Below are 18,041 nucleotides of genomic sequence, written 5' to 3'. Positions count from 1 at the left end.
GACACAGCACTCCATGGCCAAAAAGACGATTCGTTTCAGGATTTTTGAAAATCCGGATTCCGCCAGCGCCCAAGTCGCCGCCGAGATGGCGCTGTTGATCCGCGAGCGCGCCACTCTCGGTCGCAACGCCGTGATTGGCTTCTCGACGGGCAAGACCCCGCTTCCGTTGTTCGAGGAACTCATCTATCTCTATCGGGAAGAGGGGCTTTCCTTCAGAAATGTCATCAGTTTCAATCTCGACGAATACCTCGGATTGAAAACCGACCACCCGGCGAATATCCGCAACTTCATGCAGCGGAATCTCTTCGATCACATCGACATCCCGCAGGGAAACATCCACTTCCTCCGCGGCGAACTTTCTAGCGGAAAAATCAAGGCGCATTGCGTCGCCTACGAAAAGGAAATCACCGATGCCGGTGGCATTGATTTCCAGATCCTCGGCATCGGACGCAACGGCCACATAGGCTTCAACGAACCGGGGACGCCAATGAACTCCCGCACCTCCCGGGTCATCTTGGGAGATACGACCCGTGAGGACGCGGTTCCTGATTTCGGCGCAATCGAAAACGTCCCTATCCACGCCGTGACCATGGGCTGCGGCACCATCCTCGAGGCCCGCAAGATCATACTCATGGCCTGGGGGCTCAAAAAGTCCCGCGTCGTCCGGCGGGCGATCATCGGTCCAGTCACCCCGAAAGTGACGGCATCCTATCTGAAGACGCATCCCGCCGCGCAGGTGTTTCTTGATCAAGCCGCCGCTTCCGTTCTAGCACAGGACTAACCGATCGAGCGGACAAAAAAAGGCCCGTCATCCGGAGATGACGGGCCGTTAGGAGAAATTAAAATCGTTCAGCTGCAGCATCCGCCACCACCGTGGCCGCCGCAGCAACCGCCGCCCTTGTCCTCGAGATCTTCGGCGGTCGGGACGCGGCCGTTTTCGATCGTGCTGCCGACATACTTGCCAATTTCCTTCTGGAGGTTTTCCAGTTCGCGCTGCGCGGAGAGGAAATCACGCGCGATTTCGTTTTCGAAAAGAGCGTCGCGGGCGCTTTCGAACTGGCGGATTTCTGCGGCACCCAGCTCGATGCCGGCGTGTTGCTTGTGGTGAAGCTCCTCGCCGCGTTCATGGACGCTTTGGTATTGAAGGCGGGCGGCGTCGTCACTCAGGAAACGTTCGACATCGCCTTGGAGCTTGAGAAACAAAGGATCTGAAGCGATCTGGGCGCAAAGCTCCTTGGTTTTCGTAATCACGGCGGAGTCTTCAGCGACAAGTGACATGGTTGGTTCAGCGACAGCGGACATGTCCCGTCAATAACGTCGTAAAACCGGACTGGCAACGGGCATTTACAGGAAATTTCCATACCCGCTAGGGAACAAAAGCGTGACAGGAAGCGCCCGGCTGACTTTCGTCGTGGCACGCGCATGGCCATCGACCCACTTAAAGACGGCATCCGCTCGAATGTGCGGATCGATTTCTACGGCAACGTCCACAAGCGGCTGAAGGGCACCGACGCCGACAAACGCTATGCCATGGAGGTGCTAGTGCTCAAGGTGCTGGAAGAGCGCGGCTGCCCTTATGTGCCGCGGCTGTTGGAGGAGCATCCGGAGGAATTGTATTTCGTTTCCACCAACTGCGGGAAGCCCGCCACGCAGATTTCTAAGGAAAAATCGGACAAGCTCTTCGCCAAACTGGAGCGCGAATACGGGATCCGCCACCTTGATGCCGAGCCACGCAACATCACTTACAACGATAAGGCCGGGCACTTCTGCATCATCGATTTCGAGCTGGCGGAAATCCTGCCACCACCGCCCGGACTCGAGTTACCGGACAATTGAACCCGCCGCTTTCTCCCCACAAACCCAAACCCATCCGTGACCGAAGCCGCGATCCTTCATTGGGCAGCCCTCACCCACAGCGGTTCGCGGAAACCGCGCAATGACGATTCGCTGATCGCCTTCGCCTCCGGTCCTGACGGCGCCGAAATCCTCGCGGAAACCGGTAGCCATCCGTTGGCCAGTCATGACCTCGTGTTCGCAGTCTCCGATGGCATGGGTGGTGGAAATGCCGGTGACATCGCCTCGTCCACCATTCTCCAGCAGATGACGGAAATCATCCCGGAGACATTCAAGGCGGCCGCCTCCGGATTTTTCCCCGATTCCCTCAGCCACCTCGGTGACGCGATTCGCTCGGTCCACGAAAAGATCAACGCCGCCGCGCACGGTTGCGCCGACAAATCCGGCATGGCCGCCACTCTCGCCCTTGCTTGGTTCACTCCGGAAAATCTCTATCTCACCAATATCGGCGACTCACGGATCTACCGGTCCCGTGAAGGAGTTTTGGAGCAACTCAGCCGTGACCATTCCTACGCCTGGGCCCAGTGGAAACGAGGCGAAATCACCGAACTGCAATACCGATCTCACCCTCGCAGGGCCGCTCTTTACGAAGTCGTGGGTGGCGGTCATGCACGGGTCAATCCCCACTTTGCGGCCATCGCCTACGAGCCCGGCGACCGCTTCCTCGTGTGCTCGGACGGACTCATCGACGGGCTGTCGGAGAGACACCTTTCCAATGCCCTCGCCGCAGACGGAAAAGACCCGGCATCCATCGCTGTAACTCTCTTAAAACGCGCTATCGACAACTCCGGAATCGACGATACAAGCCTCATCGTCATCGCGATTTCCGCTCTTTCCGGAGCAGTCGATCATGACTGACGAAAACCACCTTGGCTTGGCACGCATGATGCTGATTCATGAGTGTCAGTCAATCCTTGGCGGCTGTGGGTGACCCCTTAACTCCAAGGATTTCTGAGAATAATTACGTAATCACTGAAAACCAACCATTATCATGGCCAAATACAAATTGGAATACATCTGGCTCGACGGCTACACCCCCGTGCCAAACCTCCGCGGAAAAACCCAGATCAAAGAATTCGCCAGTTTTCCAACGCTTGAAGAGCTCCCTCTCTGGGGCTTCGACGGCAGCTCCACCCAGCAAGCCGAAGGCAAGAGCTCGGATTGCGTGCTCAAGCCGGTCGCGATTTACCCAGACACCACCCGTAAGAACGGTGCGATCGTCATGTGCGAGGTCATGATGCCCGACGGCACCACCCCTCACCCATCCAATGGCCGTGCCACGATCCTCGACGATCCCGGCGCATGGTTCGGTTTCGAGCAGGAATACTTCCTCTATCAGGACGGACGTCCTCTCGGTTTCCCGGTCGATGGTTTCCCGAAAATCGGTCAAGGCCCGTATTACTGCGGCGTCGGCTACAAGTTCATGGGCGACATCGCCCGCCAGATCGTCGAGGAGCACCTCGACCTCTGCCTCGACGCTGGCATCAACCACGAAGGTATCAACGCCGAAGTGGCGAAGGGCCAGTGGGAATTCCAAATCTTCGGCAAAGGCTCCAAGAGGGCCGCTGACGAAATGTGGGTCGCCCGCTACCTCCTCAACCGCGTTTGCGAAAAATACGGCATCGACGTCGAATACCACTGCAAACCACTCGGTGATACCGACTGGAACGGCTCCGGCATGCACGCGAACTTCTCGACCACGATCCTTCGTGAAAAAGGCGGCAAGGCCTATTTCGAAGCACTCATGGCCGCCTTCGCCGACAACGTCGAAGAACACATCGCCGTTTACGGACCCGACAACCACATGCGCCTCACCGGCCTTCACGAAACCCAGGCGATCGACAAGTTTTCCTATGGTGTCGCTGACCGCGGCGCTTCGATCCGCGTCCCGCACAGCTTCGTCAAGGGCGACAAGTATCAAGGTTACCTCGAAGACCGCCGTCCGAACTCCCAAGGTGATCCCTATCAGATCGCTTCGCGGATCCTTAAGACGATCTCGCTGGTTCCCGCTCCTTGAGCCTGAGTTGAATCATTGATTCCATCGAGCCGCCTTCCCTATCGGGGAGGCGGTTTTTCTGTATACAGGTCCTGTGGTGGATTTGGAAAAATTCAAGCTTCCCCCGCTCAATGTCCGCCATTTTACTCGGTCCATGCCTGAGAAAATCACTCTTAAACCCAAGGTCCAGCTCGGCGTCGTCACGACGCATTTCAAATTCGTCGGCGGCATCGTTCCCGATGAGAACGGCAAGTTTCCCCGCGATGCGGACGGCACGTTGCGGGTGCTCAAGGAGATGAAGATCCTGTGTGAGGTTTCTCCGGTGAAAATGAGCATCGTGCAGATCCCATTCTTCGCCTCCGCCAATGAGGACGAGGTCACCGAGATGATCGACGGGCTCAAGTCAATGGATCTGGAAGTGCATTTCATCATCATGGTCGGCGGTGCGAATCCGATGAACCCGACGGACGAAGATGCCGTAGTCTCGCAACTCGTGAAGAGCCTCAAGGCCGCGATCAAACACGGCATCCGCCACGTTTCCTCGACTTCGATCGAGGAATGGATGAGCGCGGATGTCGCCCGCGAAGGAGCCGCCTTCGATGCTGCCATCGAGCAGAATGTGAAAGTCCACATGCGTGTCTATCAGGAAGCGGGTGTCGAGGGATCCTGCATCGAGAACTGGCACATCGAGTTCCTGCGTCCCGGCGAGTTCAAGACCTTCACCAACGTCGATCGCGGTTGGTCGTTCGTGAAGGCCGCTAACAAGGCGCTCGGGAAAAAGTTCTTCAAACTCCTCGTCGATGCCGCGCATTGTGGCGACTCCGGCCTGACCATCGCGGAAAACCAGGCGTTGATCACGAAAATCGCGGAAGCCGGTGAATTCGGCGTCTTCCACGCTTCGGCCAAAACCACACGCGGCTGTCTTTCCACGGACGATGGTTGGATCAGCGCGTTGATGACCGCCGCCGCCAAGACCGGCGAGCTGAAACACATCTTCGTAGAGGTCTTCGATCACACGGACCCGGCGCTCGAACTGGTGCGGAAGCTGGATTCTGGCCATGGCATTGATACCCGTGACGGACGCAGCTACACGCAGGTCACCGCTGACGGCCTTGGCGACATTGCCCGCCGCCTCAACAATCTGGCGGCACGCGGATTTCTCAAAGCCTGATCTGCCCATGGAAACGATCCACGGCGAACCTTCCTACCATCTCGGCACACCCGAGATGGATCTCTATATCACCGCGCGCGGCGGGCAAATGTCACCGGTGTTTTTTCATCTAACTGGTCGCGACATTTCCCCGTATTCGCTAGCACCGTGGGTGCCCGCGGAATATCCGGAAATCCCGCCGCTGCTCTCGGTCCTGCGCGGCGATTTCCTGTGCTTCCCCTTCGGCGGCCAGACGAACGGTCCTCCGCATGGCGAGACGGCGAACTGTGAGTGGACGCGGGTGGATTCTGATAGCCGTTCCTTGCGATTCCGGATGGAGACCGAGGACACGGGAGCCACGGTCGTGAAAACGATCGCCACGCGGGAAGGCCAGCATGCGATTTATTTCGAATATGAAATCTCCGGTGCGGATGGGGATTTCAGTTACGGAAATCATCCGATCATCGATTTTTCCGGACTCGCTGAACGCGCCGGACGGGTGACCACGAGTGCCTTTCACTGGGCCTCGGTGTTTCCCGGTCAGTTCTCGGACCCGTCCGCCGGAGAAACCCAGGCGCTGGCGGAAGGAGCGGTCTTCACGGATTTGCGTGAAGTGAAACTCGCCGCAGAAGGAACCACCGACCTAACACGCTATCCCGATCGCGCCGGAAACGAAGACCTCGTGATGATGGCATATGGGCCCGCCACCGACGAGCAGCCGTTCGCCTGGTCGGCGGCCTTGCTTGACCGATACGTGTGGTTTTCCCTGAAGAATCCGGCGGATTTTCCGGGAACCATTTTGTGGATTTCCAATGCCGGGCGCACCGCGCCACCGTGGAATGGCCGCCACGTCGGGCGGATGGGGATTGAGGACGTTTGCTCGCATTTCAGCGACGGCGTGGACAAGTCCCGGCTGGATTTACTGGGGAAACAGGGAGTAGCGACGACCCGTAAATTTCGAAAGGATCAGCCCGTCACGTTGCGGAGCATCCACGCGGTGGCGGCGGTGCCTGATGGTTTCGGAGCGGTCATCAAGATCGTTCCCCAAGGCGGAAAAGCGGTCGCCGTCACTGGGGAATCCGGCGTTGAAATCATCGTTCCGCTGGAATGGGGATTTGTCGCCTGACCGTTCAACACCGGCATTTTCACTGCAATTTCCACCGATCACTCCCGTATTCTTCCGACCCGATATCCCATGAGCATCCCATGAGCATCCCTCTAACTACTGACGACCTGTCCTCCACATCGACGAATCTCAAAGCCCTCATCGACGGCCATCTCGAGGACACCGGCGGGCTTCTCCGGCTTTCACCTACATGGGTCCCCCGCTCTTTCCTGCAACCCGGTCTGCGGATCAAGCTGCATCCGAACGCTCCTGCCATCGATGCTTCCAAGAATTCGTAATCTTCGCTCTCAACCCTCAACCCTCAACCATAAACCCTCAACTTCTGTCATGAAACTTCACAACGCCATGTGGCCCGGTCTTGTCGGCAAGGAAGCCGGCACCGACCATCCTCCGATCTCCCTTGAACACATGCTCGAACTCACCGCCGCCGCCGAGGTGAACGGTCGCAAGTTCGATGGCATCGACTATTTCCTCTTCCACCCGCACACCGATCCGGATGCGTCGGAATCCGACATCCGGAAAATCGCCGATCTCATCGCCGGTCACGGTCTGAAAGTCGGTTCTCTCGTCGCGCCAATCTGGCCAGGCACAGTAGGAGATGCCGCCATGGGTGATGCCGAGGCCCGCGCGAAATTCGTGCTCGCCGTCGAGAAAGCCTGCCGCATCGCAAAGATCTTCAACGAACACGGTGTCCGCGAATACGGCGTGATCCGCATCGATTCCGCCAGCTCCGTCACCGACTGGGCGAAGGACCCCGCCGGCAACACCCAAAAAATCGCCGAGACTTTCCGCGAAGCCGGAAAGGTCGCCGAACAACATGGCGAACGTCTCGCCGCCGAAGGTGAAATCTGTTGGGGCGGGATGCATTCGTGGAAGGCCATGCTCGACACGCTCGAAGCCACCGGCATGCCGAACACCGTCGGCTTCCAAGCCGACCTCGCCCACACCTATCTCTATCTGATGGGCTACAACGCGCCCGAAGCCGCACTGCTCAGGGAAGGCTACAGCGAAGATGAATTCTGGGCCGCCTACAAGACGATGACCGATGCCCTTCGCCCTTGGACCATCGATTTCCACGTCGCCCAAAACGACGGCTCCGTGCACGGCACCGGCTCCCACGACAAAACCGGGCGCCATTGCCAAGCCAACGACCCCAACGGCAAACTCGACATCGCCAAGTGCTCCACCTTCTGGCTCAAGGACGCCGCCGCCCGTGGCATCAAGCACATCTGCTGGGATGGCTGCATGTTCCCCAACGAAGTGCTCGAAAAAGCGGAAACCTGGGAACACATCCTCAAGGCCATGGTCGAAGTCGAGGAAGCACTTTGAGACTGCCCCACCCCTTCACAACCCGCCACCCAGCCCTATGGGTTGGCGGGTCGTATCTATCAGTTACTTGAATTAACGAGTCCCCGCGAGTCGTGACCATCCACTTTTCCCACTCCAATACCTAAACTTCAGGATCCTATCGCCATGGCTGCTTCTCCTTCCATTCTCCCGGATAAACTGCACGAGTATCCCCAACACGATGTCATCGATGGAGGATCGGCTTCGATTCTCGATGACTGCCTCAATCAGAACAACGGCGTGCTGCAGCTTCTGCACCGCTATGCCGGCCGCACGTTTTGCACGCCTGGAAAGCGCCTTCGCCTGGATGAGAAATCCTACTACCCGGACTACATGGGAGGCACCGGTCTCGATGAAGTCTGGATGTGCTGCACCGTGCCCATCGTGACAGGCGTCATCGATACCCGCACGGGAAAGGCCCCCTTTCGCGAAGGAGAAGCACATGTGCTCACGCCCGGCGGGCAAGTCATCTCACTTCAGGATTTGATTGAGACCAATCCGGAAGCTGTTATGGGAGAGAAAGTCACCGCTTTTGCGAAATCCTTGTTCGGCAAGGCCACCTGGCCGATCGTGTCCAAGAAGTTCGACAACCTGAACCCCATTCCCCACCATCTTCACTGGGCGAAGTGGGAAGTTTACGACATCAATTCCTTCGACAATCCTGGAGTCAGTCCGTCGCATTATCACACCACGGCTATGGGCCTTTATTCGTTCGTGACGAAGGACCAGTTCCTCGCCTGCATGAAGAGTTGGGGGCAAGGCGATTACAACGGAGTGCGGCACTTGTCCCCGCACACAATGATGCAACTGGATAACGGCTTCGTGATGCCGAATGGCGTTCTTCACTCGCCCACGAACCTCTGCACCCACGAGTTGCATGTGACGATGGACGAGCATTTCCTTGCCGAGGACCTGACTCTGGATGGACGGATCGGAGCTGCCGATGCGTTTTACGCCTGCCGGGAACAGGACTATCCGAAGGACAAGCACGAAGACTGGGAATACCTGGTGGATACCTTCGACTTCAAAGCGAATCAGGATCCGGACTTCGTGGCGAAGAATTCGCGCCCTGCCATCACCGCCGAAGAATTTGCCGGTGAGGGAGTGGACGCAAAGTGGATTGTTTACGGTGATTTTCTCGGCGATCAGAAGGCCTCCATTCTCCGCCTCACCCTTGCGCCGGGCGCCAAGACCCATTTTCACCCGGAGAGCCCCACGTTGTTCCACACCAACCGCGGACGCGGCCGGGTGGGAAAGCTCCAAGTGCAATATTATCAGGACATGAAGCTTGGCGAAATCTATCCCGAGATCGGATTCATTACCCAGGCTGCCTTGAACCGCGGCAGCGTGGAAATCGAAAACATCGGCACCGAACCGCTCGTCCTGACCTTCGACTTCCCCCAACACGCGCATTCTCAAACACCCTGTTCTCCTTCATAACTCATCCAATATCATGAAAAAACCAATCCGCATCGGCCTCATCGGCTATGGCTTCATGGGTCGCACCCATTCGAACGCTTATTCGCAACTCTCTCATTTCTTCGACACCGACCACTACCCCGTCCGCCAGGCCGTCTGCGGCCGCGACAAGGAGAAGGTCGCCGCGTTCGCGGAAAAATGGGGCTATGCTTCCTACGAAACCGATTGGCGGGAACTCGTGAAACGCGAGGATATCGACGCCATCGACATCTGCACGCCTAACGATTCCCACGCCGAGATCGCCCTTGCCTGTATCGCCAACGGCAAGATGATTCTTTGCGAAAAGCCCCTCGCGCTTAATGGCGAACAGGGTGAGAAAATGGTCGAGGCTGTCGAGAAGTCCGGTCTGCCGAACCTCGTCTGGTATAACTACCGTTTCCTCCCCGCCGTCACGCTCGCGAAGAACATCGTCGATGCCGGCGAACTCGGACGCATCTTCCACTACCGTGCGAATTTCCTCCAGGACTGGACCATTTCCGAAGAACTCCCGCAGGGTGGCGCCGGTCTCTGGCGCCTCGATGCGGCGGCGGCAGGTTCCGGAGTGACCGGCGACTTGCTAGCCCATTGCATCGACACTGCCCGCTGGATCAATGGCGACATCGTTTCCGTTAGTGCTATGACCGAGACCTTCATCAAGGAGCGTGTCCACACCGCCACGGGTGAGAAGCAGGCCGTCACCATCGACGATGCCTGCGCCTTCCTCGCCCGCTTTGAAAACGGCTCGCTCGCCATCTTCGAATCAACCCGCTACGCCCGCGGCCACAAGGCGCTCTACACCTTCGAGATCAACGGTGAGAAAAAGTCCCTCGCGTGGGATCTTCACGACCTGAACTACCTTTCTTACTTCGACCACGGCGTCCCCGGCGACCGCCGCGGCTGGACCGACATCCACGCCACCGACGGCGACCATCCGTATTCCGGAAATTGGTGGGTCCCCGGTCTTTGCCTCGGCTACGAGCATTCGTTCACTCACGAGCTAGCCGAGTTCTTCAAGTCGCTCGATGATCCGAGCGCCGAAAAACGCTACCCGGATTTCCGCCACGCGCTGGGCACCCAGTACGTCTGCGACGCCGTTTTGGAATCCGCCCGCACCAAGCAATGGGTGGACGTGAAAAAGGCATAAGATCCGACTGAGGCGGTTGTTCCGTTTTGTCGGAACAACCGCTTACAGCTTCAGAAAATTCTCCAGCAACCGCTTGCCGTCCTGCGTGAGGATCGACTCGGGGTGGAACTGGACGCCGTGGACGGGATACTCCTTGTGTTGAAGTCCCATAATCTCACCTTCCTCGGTCCACGCGGTGATTTCCAAGCAATCGGGGAGTGTTTCCCGTTTCACGATCAACGAATGGTAGCGGGTGGCCTCGAAGGGATCTGGCATTCCGGCAAAAACACTCTTGCCTGAATGATGGATTGGCGAGGTCTTGCCGTGCATCAGTCTATCAGCACGCACCACGTCGCCACCGTAGACTTGGCCGATGGACTGATGCCCGAGGCAAACACCGAGGATCGGAGTCGTCGCGCCGAGTTTTTCGATCAGCTCGCAGGAGATCCCCGCTTCCGTCGGAGTGCACGGACCCGGTGAAATGCAAATGCGTTCCGGCTTGAGCGCTTTCACGTCGTCCACTGTCAGTACGTCGTTGCGGAAAATTTTCATCTCCGCCCCCAGCTCGCCGAAGTATTGGACGAGGTTGTAGGTGAAGGAGTCGTAGTTGTCTAAAATGAGGAGCATCGGAAAAGTTGCTGGTTTTCAGTGTTCAGTTTTCAGGACCGAGTGTGCGTGCTAGGGCGATGGCACTCAGCAGCGCCTTCGCCTTGTTGACGGTTTCCACATATTCGTAGGTGGGATCGGAATCCGCAACCACTCCCGCGCCGGCTTGCACGTAGGCCTTGCCGTTTTTGAGGAGACAGGTCCGCAGCGTGATGCAGGAGTCGTGAGAGCCGTCGAAGCCGAAATACCCGACCGCTCCGGCATACGCGCAGCGCTTGTTCTTCTCCAGCGAGTTGATGATCTGCATCGCCCGGATCTTCGGTGCGCCACTGACGGTTCCTGCGGGAAACGTCGCACGCAGCACGTCGTAGGCACTGTGAGAAGGATCGAGCTCGCCTGAGACATTGGAAACGATGTGCATCACATGACTGTAGCGCTCGACGATCATGAAATCATCCACGCTCACCTTACCGTGTTTGGCAATACGGCCCACGTCGTTGCGCGCGAGATCCACTAACATGAGATGCTCCGCGCATTCCTTCGGGTCCTTCATCAAACCCTCCGCCAAAGCATCATCCTCTTCCGGAGTCTTCCCGCGTGGGCGCGTTCCGGCGATCGGACGAATGTCGATGCGTCCCTTGATCGAACGCACGTGCACTTCCGGCGAGCTGCCCACCAATGCGAAATCCCCAAGCTCCAGGATGAACATGTAAGGCGAAGGATTCACCAACCGCAGCGCCCGATAGAGATCCACCGGCGGCCGGTCGAAATCCGTCTCGAACCTTTGGCTCGGCACGAATTGGAAAATATCGCCCGCCTTGATGAACTCTTTCCCTGCCAAAACGATCGCCTCGTATTCCTCCTGCGTCGTATTGCTCTGCGCCACCGCCGGCTCGATTTTCATCAGCCCGTTCAGCGCCGACACATGGAATGGCCGGTTCAAAATTTCCACGATCGCCGCGATTCGTCCCCGCGCCGCCGCATATGCTTCCTCAATCGAGGGAAACTCATCGATGAACGCATTCGCGATCACCTGAAGCCGACGCAAACGATGGTCGAAAACCAACAAAGTATCCGCCAGCATGAACATCGCATCCGGAATGCCCAAAACGTCCGGAGGCGGGGGCCCTAGCGTCGGCTCGAACTGCCGCACCGCGTCATACGAAAGATACCCCACCATCCCGCCGGAAAACTGCGGCAGCGCCCCGTGAGTCACCGGCTTGTAGGCCGCCATCTCCCGCTCCAGCGCCGCCAGCACATCGTCCTCGGCGGTGAATGTGCGCACCTTCGAACCTTCGCGAATCGTGATTTCCTTGTCCCGCGCCTCGAAAACCAAACGCGGTCCGCTGCCCACGATCGACCAACGCCCGCCTTTTTCCGAACTCTCCGCACTCTCCAGGAGGAACGAATGGCGATTATCCCGCAATTTCAAATAGGCGGACAACGGGGTCTCGAAATCAGCGGCGAGCTGGGTGTAAACAGGCACGACATTGCCCTGCTTCGCCAGCCCGACGAAGACTTCCAACGATGGTTCAACCGGTATGGAACTCACAACGCGGGGAAGAATGGCCGGGAAATCCGAGAGGGCAAGCCCGGAGCACTGACTCATTCCAGAGCCGGTATCTTGAAATGCGGCGTATCCGATTTTCCGCCGGTTCCCCCTTGAAACCGGCGACAATGGGGGCTAACAATCGCCAGCAACTCTAACATTCATTCCCTTTGAAATTCCCGATTCACCCTCATCTGCCCTGGCGTTTTTGTTTGCTCCTGATCTTCTTCACAGTCGTCACCGGAAGCGGATGGTCGCAAACCACCTCTCCGACAGAAATTTCAGCAGTCCACCGAGAGGTCACGGCAGTTGTTGGAATTACTCCGCCGCCGATCCTCTATTTCAAAGCGGGTAACCCAAGTGAACTCAGCAACTTCGGCGGATCCGTGGCGATCTCGGACGATACTCTCGTCATCGGAGCACCGGGGGAAAGCGGTGCCGGAGGAAACTCATCGGGAGCCGCATATGTCTATGTCCGCAGTGGCGACAGTTGGGTTCAGCAAGCCTACCTCAAGGCCTCGAACGCGGGGCCCGGTGATCGTTTCGGATCCAGTGTCGCCATTTCCGGCAACACGCTGGTGGTGGGGGCGCCTGACGAGGACGGAGACAGCCCCTATCCCGCCGTCCAACTGGCATACGGTGCCGCCTATGTCTTCGTAAGAAGCGGTTCGGTGTGGAGCCAGCAGGCTTACCTCCGCGCATCCAATGCCGATCAATACGACGAGTTCGGAGCATCGGTAGCAATCTCCGGCGATGACATCGTGATCGGAGCCCCATATGCGAATGGCAGCGGTTTCCTCGAAAATCCGCCTTTCAACGTGGATGACTTCGGAGCGGGTGCGGCTTACGTATTCACCCGAAACGATAGCAACTTCTGGGTGCAGCAAGCCAGTCTCAAAGCCGCCGTCCCGGTGAATTCGGGATATTACACGAGCATGGGACGCTCGGTGGCCATCTCGGGCGACACCTTGGTATCAGGGGGCTATGTCTTCGTGAGATCGGAAACGAGCTGGAACCTGCAGGCGAATCTGAAACCCGTGACTTCCGAACCGGATGATGGTTTCGGGGCCTCCGTATCGATCTCGGGTGAAACCATCGTGGTCGGAGCTCCCAACGAGGATGGCGAGAATAATGAGTTCAACCAATACTCGCAAGCGGGAGCCGCCCATGTGTTCGAGCGAACCGGGGCGACGTGGTCACCGACCGCGCATTTGAGGGCGTTCAATCAGAAAGGACATCATCAATTCGGCAGTTCCGTGGCGATTTACAACAATACCATCGTCGTGGGTGCACCGGATGAATGGGGCAGCGGCAAGGGCCTCAACCCGGTTTCCGACGAGGAGGCGAACTATGCGGGTGCCGCCTACGCGTTCCGCAGAAAGAACAACGCCTGGAACCTCCTCTCCTATCTGAAAGCCTCCAACACCGGTGATTACGACTACTTCGGAACCGGGGTCGCCATTTCCGGAGACAGCATCGTCCTCGGCGCACCGGAGGAAGATGGCGGTGGCAAGGGACTGAATCCGTCTTTCAATGAACAGATCCACAAAGCCGGAGCCGCATATCTGTTTGCGATCCCGAAGCTGCGCCAGTTGATCCTGACACCCGAAATTTCGGTAGTCAGCCCGAAAGGCAGACCGGTCGAAGATAATATCACTGTGAGCATGGGCCGAGCCGTTTTCAGGAAAGGCTCGCTCACGAAAACTTTCCGGATCTGGAACACTGGCAATATCCCGCTGAACTTGGCGGGAATCCGAAAGAGCGGCCCGCATGCGTCGGAGTTTCACATTGTGGACTACAAATATATCTCCGATTACAAAGAACCGCTCGCACCCGGAGCATCGCTTCCGGTGGAAATCACTTTCTGGCCGAAAGCCAAAGGCATCCGGAAGGCGACTTTCCGGATCTCCTCCAACGATGCCGACGAATCCTCTTTCGAGCTCAAAGTTAGCGGCATCGGCGTGAAAACGCTGCTCCCCGCGCAACCATTTCAAGGCACAACCCGCGCCCGATAGATAATTCGTTCGCGCCGTTGTAGGGCTAAATGTCTCTCTTGCATCTCAAGAATACCTCGGAATCAACCGGCGGTTACCCTTGCTCGATCGGAACAGCGATCGCCTCGCACACCTGCCTCCAGCCGGGGAAGTTCCATTTGTTGGGGAAGCCGGCGCATTGGTCGGGTTTGACGGGATGGATGCGGCAGGAGTTGCCGTCGAGCATGATACACTCGTGATTTTCCTTCTCGATCAGCGAGAGTCCCTGACGATTCGTCCGCAGGCGGGTGAATTGGTCGAGAAAGTCCTGCTCGGCCAGATCGAGAAACGCGGCGATCCGCGGGATTTCCTCGTCTTCAAGCCGCACATCGCCGGGCCATTTGCAGCAGGCGGTGCAACGTTGACAGACGTAGTAGACATCGGGCTGGAGGATGGTCTCGCGGTTTCCCGGACTGCCGTGGTTTTTCGGCGAATTAACCATTGAGCTGACGATAGTAGTAGTCCACGCGGCTTTGGAACCAACGCCATTTCGAGCCGGGGCGGCCGTTGTCCATGAGAAAATGCGGGCAGTCTTTGTTAGGTGGATGCTTGCCACGGCGCGGCCAATGGTAGTGCGGGACGACGTTTGCCAGCGGGATGTTGTTCCGCTTCATGAGCACGGCGGTGAGCATGGCGGTGTGCTCGATGGTGCGGGAGCGGTTGTTGCCGCGGTTCTCACACATTTCGATGCCGATCGACATGTGGTTTCCCGGGCCGTCGAAATCCGCATGGATGCCCTGTTCCGATGTAGGCATATGTTGGATGGCGATCCGGTCCTCCACGGTGAAATGCCAGATGAGGTAGCCAGGCCGCTGGCCGGTCCGCAGCGCGCCGTGTTTCAATGCCTCCGAATGTTTCTCCGCGCCCGCCGTGTAGTTCTGGGTGCTATGAATCGTGATGTAGCGCGGCGTCATCGACCGCGCCGAGCGCCGCCCGTAGGTCCCCTTCCGCACCATGTCCACTTTGAGGTTCACCTGACGCAGCATGGCGGACGTGGACATGCGGCCATTGCCGGAAAGGGTGACGAGTTCCGGCTTGCTGGCGGCTTGCGGTTGGTAGGTTTGATACCGGTCCCGACCACCTCCGGGCGGACCGATCGGGCTGCACTGGAGGGAGGCGAAAACCAGAATCACCGAGGGGATGATTCGAAAAATTGATTTCACGTCTGTTTTTTTACCACGTGCGAATTAGTTCGGAAACCTAAATTTCCTCGGCAGATCCTAACCAGTGGCCACTCGGGGTTGACCTTGGCTCGCCGGGTGTTGTTCATTCGCTCACGCATGTCCTCTGCCCGCTCCGGATCCAAAACGCTCGTCATGACGCCCCACGCGGCATTGGAGCGATATTTCGGATTTACGGGATTCCTTGATGGCCAGGAGGAAGTGATCCGGGAAATCACCTCCGGCCGCGATGGACTGGTGGTGATGCCGACGGGCGGTGGGAAATCGCTGTGTTTCCAGATTCCGGCGCTGTGTTTCCCCGGAGTGACCTTGGTCATTTCACCGTTGATCGCGCTGATGAAAGACCAGGTGGACGCCCTCGTCGCCCGAGGCATCGCGGCGACGGTCATCAACTCGACGCTGTCGTGGCCGGAGCAGAAGGAACGGCTCGACGGCATGCGTGCCGGAAAATGGAAACTCGTTTACGTCGCACCCGAGCGGTTCCGCGCGGAGAGCTTTCTCAACGCTCTATCAGGCATCGAGATTTCGCTGTTCGCCGTGGATGAAGCGCACTGCCTCAGCCAGTGGGGGCACGATTTCCGGCCGGACTATCTGCGGTTGGGGAAATCGTTGGAGAAAATCGGCAGACCGCAATGCGTCGCGCTCACCGCGACCGCCACGCCAATTGTTAGGAATGACATTTCCACCGTGCTCGCGCTGCGCGAACCGTTCGAACGGGTCAGCGGATTTTCCCGGCCCAATCTGTCGCTGAACATTTCCGCCGTGGACAAGGCGCAGCATAAGGACGAGCGGATGAAGGCGGTCATCGCCGCGCACAAGACCGGCATCATCTACTGCGCCACCCGCAAGAAGGTGGATTCCGTTTCCGAAACGCTCGCAAGCTGGGGGATCAAATGCGTGGCCTATCACGGCGGCATGGGTGAACAGGAGCGCACCCGCGCGCAGGAGATTTTCATCACCCGCAAGGCGGATGTTGCCGTCGCCACCAACGCGTTCGGCATGGGCATCGACCGCTCCGACGTTAGATTCGTCATCCACTACGAGATCCCCGGCAGCGTCGAGGCCTACTATCAGGAAGCGGGGCGCGCCGGGCGCGATGGCGAGAACGCCGTCTGCGAGCTGCTTTTCAACTACGCGGACACCCGCACGCAGGAGTTTTTCATCGACGGCGCGAACCCGACCGCCGCCATCGTGCGCTCGATCTATCAATACCTGCTGAACGAGGCCGACAAGGATTACGAAGTCCATCGGACGCTGGAAGACATCGCCGAGAACGCCGACGTGAAGAACTCGATGTCGGTCGGCAGCGCGATGGCGATCCTCTCGCGCGGCGGCTACATCGAGCGATTCGACATTCCCAGAAAGCGGATGAAAGGCACCCGCCTGCTCAAGCCGGACATCCTCGCCCGCGCGCTGACACTCGACGAGGCCGCCATCGAGGAAAAGGACCGCCGCGACCGTGAGAAACTCAAGGCGATGGTCGAGATGTGTTACTCGCGCGTCTGCCGCCAACAGTGGATTCTCATGTATTTCGGCGAGGAGGATGCCGGCGTCTGCGGCACCTGCGATGTCTGCCGCGATGAAGGCTCCGGCGAATCCCGTCCGCCCACCGGCGAAGAAGAACTCATCGTTAAAAAGGCGCTCAGCGGCGTCGCCCGCATGTCCCGCCGCACGGCTAACGGCTGGGAAGGCAAGTTCGGCCGCGGCCGCATCGTCCAGATGTTGGCGGGCAGCAGGTCGCAGGAAATCATCAGCGCCCGACTCGACCAACTCACGACTTACGGCATTCTGAAGGACAAGGGTGCCGGCTATCTGAACGCCCTGATGCGATCTCTAGCAGAAGCAGGTCTGGTGCAAACCGTTCCCGGCGAGTTTCCCCTTCTGACACTTTCTCCGCTCGGCGACCGTGTCATGCGTGGAGAGGCGAAATTCCAGCTCGTCTGGCCGGAAACGGAAGCCGGGAAAATCACTCAATCGCTCCAGGACCACGGCCACGATCCTCAGCTCTACTCGATGCTCCGCGATCTGCGGGAAAAACTCGCCAAGCGTGAGGACGTTCCCTCCTACGTCATTTTCGGCAACAAAACCCTCGAAGCCCTCGCCCGTTACCAACCGGTCAACGACGCCGAGGCGCTGCTCATCCCCGGCATCGGCGCCGCTAAGATCCAGCGCTACGCCAAGCCGTTTCTGGAAACGATTCAGGAGTGGAAGAAGTTCCGGAAAGCGTGACCGCAGCGGCGATCACCGGTCGCTGCGGATGGATTCCCAACAGATTGCTTGCTGGGAATGACGAAAACGGTTCAACTCGCGATGAACCGGGGAACTGGTTCGCAAAACCCGATCATCCTCATGGCAGACCAAGGAAAAGCATTTGTGAAGGGTGGCGTCGGCTGCTTTGTAGTCTTTGTCGTCGCAGCGGTTCTGGTTCTCATTTGCGGCGGCAGTGCCCACCTGGATCTGGGAGGAGTTGTCATCCTCTTTGTCATCGGCGGAGTCATCGGGATGGTGGCCAACTGGATCTATCAAAAGGGAAGGAAGGATGCTGGCGAAGGCGATTGATAGGATGATCCGCGCATTTCGTTCCTTGTCTGGCATCACACTCCGCCGACGCTATCTAA

The 18,041-nt window shown here is 58.3% G+C and carries 18 protein-coding genes; 13 read left to right on the top strand and 5 right to left on the bottom strand.

The features are described 5' to 3' along the window. Nucleotides 1–13: 13 nt before the first annotated feature. Entirely contained in the window at nucleotides 14–781 is a 768-nt protein-coding gene (locus ABIQ96_RS07790; protein WP_348214007.1) for a 6-phosphogluconolactonase, read from the top strand. Nucleotides 782–849: 68 nt separating this feature from the next. Here the strand turns inward: ABIQ96_RS07790 and ABIQ96_RS07785 are convergent, their stop codons facing one another. After that, nucleotides 850–1,278 (bottom strand): YlbF family regulator, encoded by a 429-nt coding sequence (locus ABIQ96_RS07785; protein ID WP_348214006.1) that lies wholly within the window; start codon nucleotides 1,276–1,278, stop codon nucleotides 850–852. 144 nt (nucleotides 1,279–1,422) lie between these two features. Here ABIQ96_RS07785 and ABIQ96_RS07780 point away from each other — a divergent pair, with 144 nt between their 5' ends. The 9 genes from ABIQ96_RS07780 (at nucleotide 1,423) to ABIQ96_RS07740 (ending at nucleotide 10,075) form a co-directional block, all read left to right on the top strand. Beyond that, a complete protein-coding gene (locus ABIQ96_RS07780; protein WP_348214005.1) occupies nucleotides 1,423–1,836 on the top strand; it encodes a serine/threonine protein phosphatase in 414 nt (137 codons plus the stop codon). Nucleotides 1,837–1,872: 36 nt separating this feature from the next. Then, nucleotides 1,873–2,712, top strand: a complete 840-nt coding sequence (locus ABIQ96_RS07775; protein ID WP_348214004.1) for a PP2C family serine/threonine-protein phosphatase — start codon at nucleotides 1,873–1,875, stop codon at nucleotides 2,710–2,712. 133 nt (nucleotides 2,713–2,845) lie between these two features. Next, nucleotides 2,846–3,871: a glutamine synthetase beta-grasp domain-containing protein gene (locus tag ABIQ96_RS07770; RefSeq protein WP_348214003.1), complete on the top strand. Its 1,026-nt coding sequence runs from the start codon at nucleotides 2,846–2,848 to the stop codon at nucleotides 3,869–3,871. Nucleotides 3,872–4,004: 133 nt separating this feature from the next. Beyond that, entirely contained in the window at nucleotides 4,005–5,021 is a 1,017-nt protein-coding gene (locus ABIQ96_RS07765) for a hypothetical protein (protein ID WP_348214002.1), read from the top strand. Between the two features lie 7 nt (nucleotides 5,022–5,028). Continuing rightward, nucleotides 5,029–6,126, top strand: a complete 1,098-nt coding sequence (locus tag ABIQ96_RS07760; RefSeq protein ID WP_348214001.1) for a hypothetical protein — start codon at nucleotides 5,029–5,031, stop codon at nucleotides 6,124–6,126. Nucleotides 6,127–6,206: 80 nt separating this feature from the next. After that, entirely contained in the window at nucleotides 6,207–6,404 is a 198-nt protein-coding gene (locus ABIQ96_RS07755) for a hypothetical protein (RefSeq protein ID WP_348214000.1), read from the top strand. 49 nt (nucleotides 6,405–6,453) lie between these two features. Continuing rightward, nucleotides 6,454–7,455, top strand: coding sequence for a TIM barrel protein (locus ABIQ96_RS07750; RefSeq protein ID WP_348213999.1), 1,002 nt, complete (start codon nucleotides 6,454–6,456; stop codon nucleotides 7,453–7,455). Nucleotides 7,456–7,599: 144 nt separating this feature from the next. Beyond that, nucleotides 7,600–8,913, top strand: a complete 1,314-nt coding sequence (locus ABIQ96_RS07745; protein ID WP_348213998.1) for a hypothetical protein — start codon at nucleotides 7,600–7,602, stop codon at nucleotides 8,911–8,913. Between the two features lie 13 nt (nucleotides 8,914–8,926). Beyond that, nucleotides 8,927–10,075, top strand: a complete 1,149-nt coding sequence (locus tag ABIQ96_RS07740) for a Gfo/Idh/MocA family oxidoreductase (RefSeq protein ID WP_348213997.1) — start codon at nucleotides 8,927–8,929, stop codon at nucleotides 10,073–10,075. A gap of 42 nt (nucleotides 10,076–10,117) precedes the next feature. Here ABIQ96_RS07740 and ABIQ96_RS07735 read toward each other — a convergent pair whose 3' ends face one another. Next, on the bottom strand, nucleotides 10,118–10,681 hold the full coding sequence (locus ABIQ96_RS07735; RefSeq protein WP_348213996.1) for an aminodeoxychorismate/anthranilate synthase component II: 564 nt from the start codon (nucleotides 10,679–10,681) through the stop codon (nucleotides 10,118–10,120). A 25-nt stretch (nucleotides 10,682–10,706) separates the two neighbouring features. Further along, the gene (gene trpE / locus ABIQ96_RS07730; RefSeq protein ID WP_348213995.1) at nucleotides 10,707–12,212 is read right to left on the bottom strand and encodes an anthranilate synthase component I; all 1,506 of its coding nucleotides are present in this window, start codon (nucleotides 12,210–12,212) and stop codon (nucleotides 10,707–10,709) included. Between the two features lie 167 nt (nucleotides 12,213–12,379). Between trpE and ABIQ96_RS07725 the strand changes: the two genes are divergently transcribed. Continuing rightward, the gene (locus tag ABIQ96_RS07725; protein WP_348213994.1) at nucleotides 12,380–14,224 is read left to right on the top strand and encodes a hypothetical protein; all 1,845 of its coding nucleotides are present in this window, start codon (nucleotides 12,380–12,382) and stop codon (nucleotides 14,222–14,224) included. A gap of 73 nt (nucleotides 14,225–14,297) precedes the next feature. Here ABIQ96_RS07725 and ABIQ96_RS07720 read toward each other — a convergent pair whose 3' ends face one another. After that, nucleotides 14,298–14,684, bottom strand: a complete 387-nt coding sequence (locus ABIQ96_RS07720) for a YkgJ family cysteine cluster protein (RefSeq protein WP_348213993.1) — start codon at nucleotides 14,682–14,684, stop codon at nucleotides 14,298–14,300. Beyond that, nucleotides 14,677–15,405, bottom strand: a complete 729-nt coding sequence (locus ABIQ96_RS07715) for an N-acetylmuramoyl-L-alanine amidase (RefSeq protein WP_348213992.1) — start codon at nucleotides 15,403–15,405, stop codon at nucleotides 14,677–14,679. The genes ABIQ96_RS07720 and ABIQ96_RS07715 overlap by 8 nt, the downstream gene beginning before the upstream one ends. Nucleotides 15,406–15,522: 117 nt before the next feature. On the opposite strand from ABIQ96_RS07715, the gene ABIQ96_RS07710 reads away from it, so the two are divergent. After that, entirely contained in the window at nucleotides 15,523–17,652 is a 2,130-nt protein-coding gene (locus ABIQ96_RS07710; RefSeq protein WP_348213991.1) for an ATP-dependent DNA helicase RecQ, read from the top strand. 120 nt (nucleotides 17,653–17,772) lie between these two features. Then, a complete protein-coding gene (locus ABIQ96_RS07705; protein ID WP_348213990.1) occupies nucleotides 17,773–17,982 on the top strand; it encodes a hypothetical protein in 210 nt (69 codons plus the stop codon). Nucleotides 17,983–18,041: the final 59 nt, after the last annotated feature.

Origin of the sequence: Luteolibacter sp., assembly GCF_039920825.1 — a bacterium.
Taxonomy (GTDB): Bacteria; Verrucomicrobiota; Verrucomicrobiia; order Verrucomicrobiales; family Akkermansiaceae; genus Luteolibacter.
Note: the sequence above shows the minus strand (reverse complement) of the source record. Positions and strands in the feature narration are given on the sequence as shown.

Bases quoted from the DNA above. Each gene is read 5' to 3' on its own strand.
- ABIQ96_RS07705 (WP_348213990.1), top strand. From the start codon at position 17,773: ATGGCAGACCAAGGAAAAGCATTTGTGAAGGGTGGCGTCGGCTGCTTT.
- ABIQ96_RS07780 (WP_348214005.1), top strand. From the start codon at position 1,423: ATGGCCATCGACCCACTTAAAGACGGCATCCGCTCGAATGTGCGGATC.
- ABIQ96_RS07770 (WP_348214003.1), top strand. From the start codon at position 2,846: ATGGCCAAATACAAATTGGAATACATCTGGCTCGACGGCTACACCCCC.
- ABIQ96_RS07710 (WP_348213991.1), top strand. From the start codon at position 15,523: ATGTCCTCTGCCCGCTCCGGATCCAAAACGCTCGTCATGACGCCCCAC.
- ABIQ96_RS07785 (WP_348214006.1), bottom strand. From the start codon at position 1,278: ATGTCACTTGTCGCTGAAGACTCCGCCGTGATTACGAAAACCAAGGAG.
- ABIQ96_RS07760 (WP_348214001.1), top strand. From the start codon at position 5,029: ATGGAAACGATCCACGGCGAACCTTCCTACCATCTCGGCACACCCGAG.
- ABIQ96_RS07720 (WP_348213993.1), bottom strand. From the start codon at position 14,684: ATGGTTAATTCGCCGAAAAACCACGGCAGTCCGGGAAACCGCGAGACC.
- ABIQ96_RS07790 (WP_348214007.1), top strand. From the start codon at position 14: ATGGCCAAAAAGACGATTCGTTTCAGGATTTTTGAAAATCCGGATTCC.
- ABIQ96_RS07735 (WP_348213996.1), bottom strand. From the start codon at position 10,681: ATGCTCCTCATTTTAGACAACTACGACTCCTTCACCTACAACCTCGTC.
- ABIQ96_RS07745 (WP_348213998.1), top strand. From the start codon at position 7,600: ATGGCTGCTTCTCCTTCCATTCTCCCGGATAAACTGCACGAGTATCCC.
- ABIQ96_RS07755 (WP_348214000.1), top strand. From the start codon at position 6,207: ATGAGCATCCCTCTAACTACTGACGACCTGTCCTCCACATCGACGAAT.
- ABIQ96_RS07765 (WP_348214002.1), top strand. From the start codon at position 4,005: ATGCCTGAGAAAATCACTCTTAAACCCAAGGTCCAGCTCGGCGTCGTC.
- ABIQ96_RS07740 (WP_348213997.1), top strand. From the start codon at position 8,927: ATGAAAAAACCAATCCGCATCGGCCTCATCGGCTATGGCTTCATGGGT.
- ABIQ96_RS07750 (WP_348213999.1), top strand. From the start codon at position 6,454: ATGAAACTTCACAACGCCATGTGGCCCGGTCTTGTCGGCAAGGAAGCC.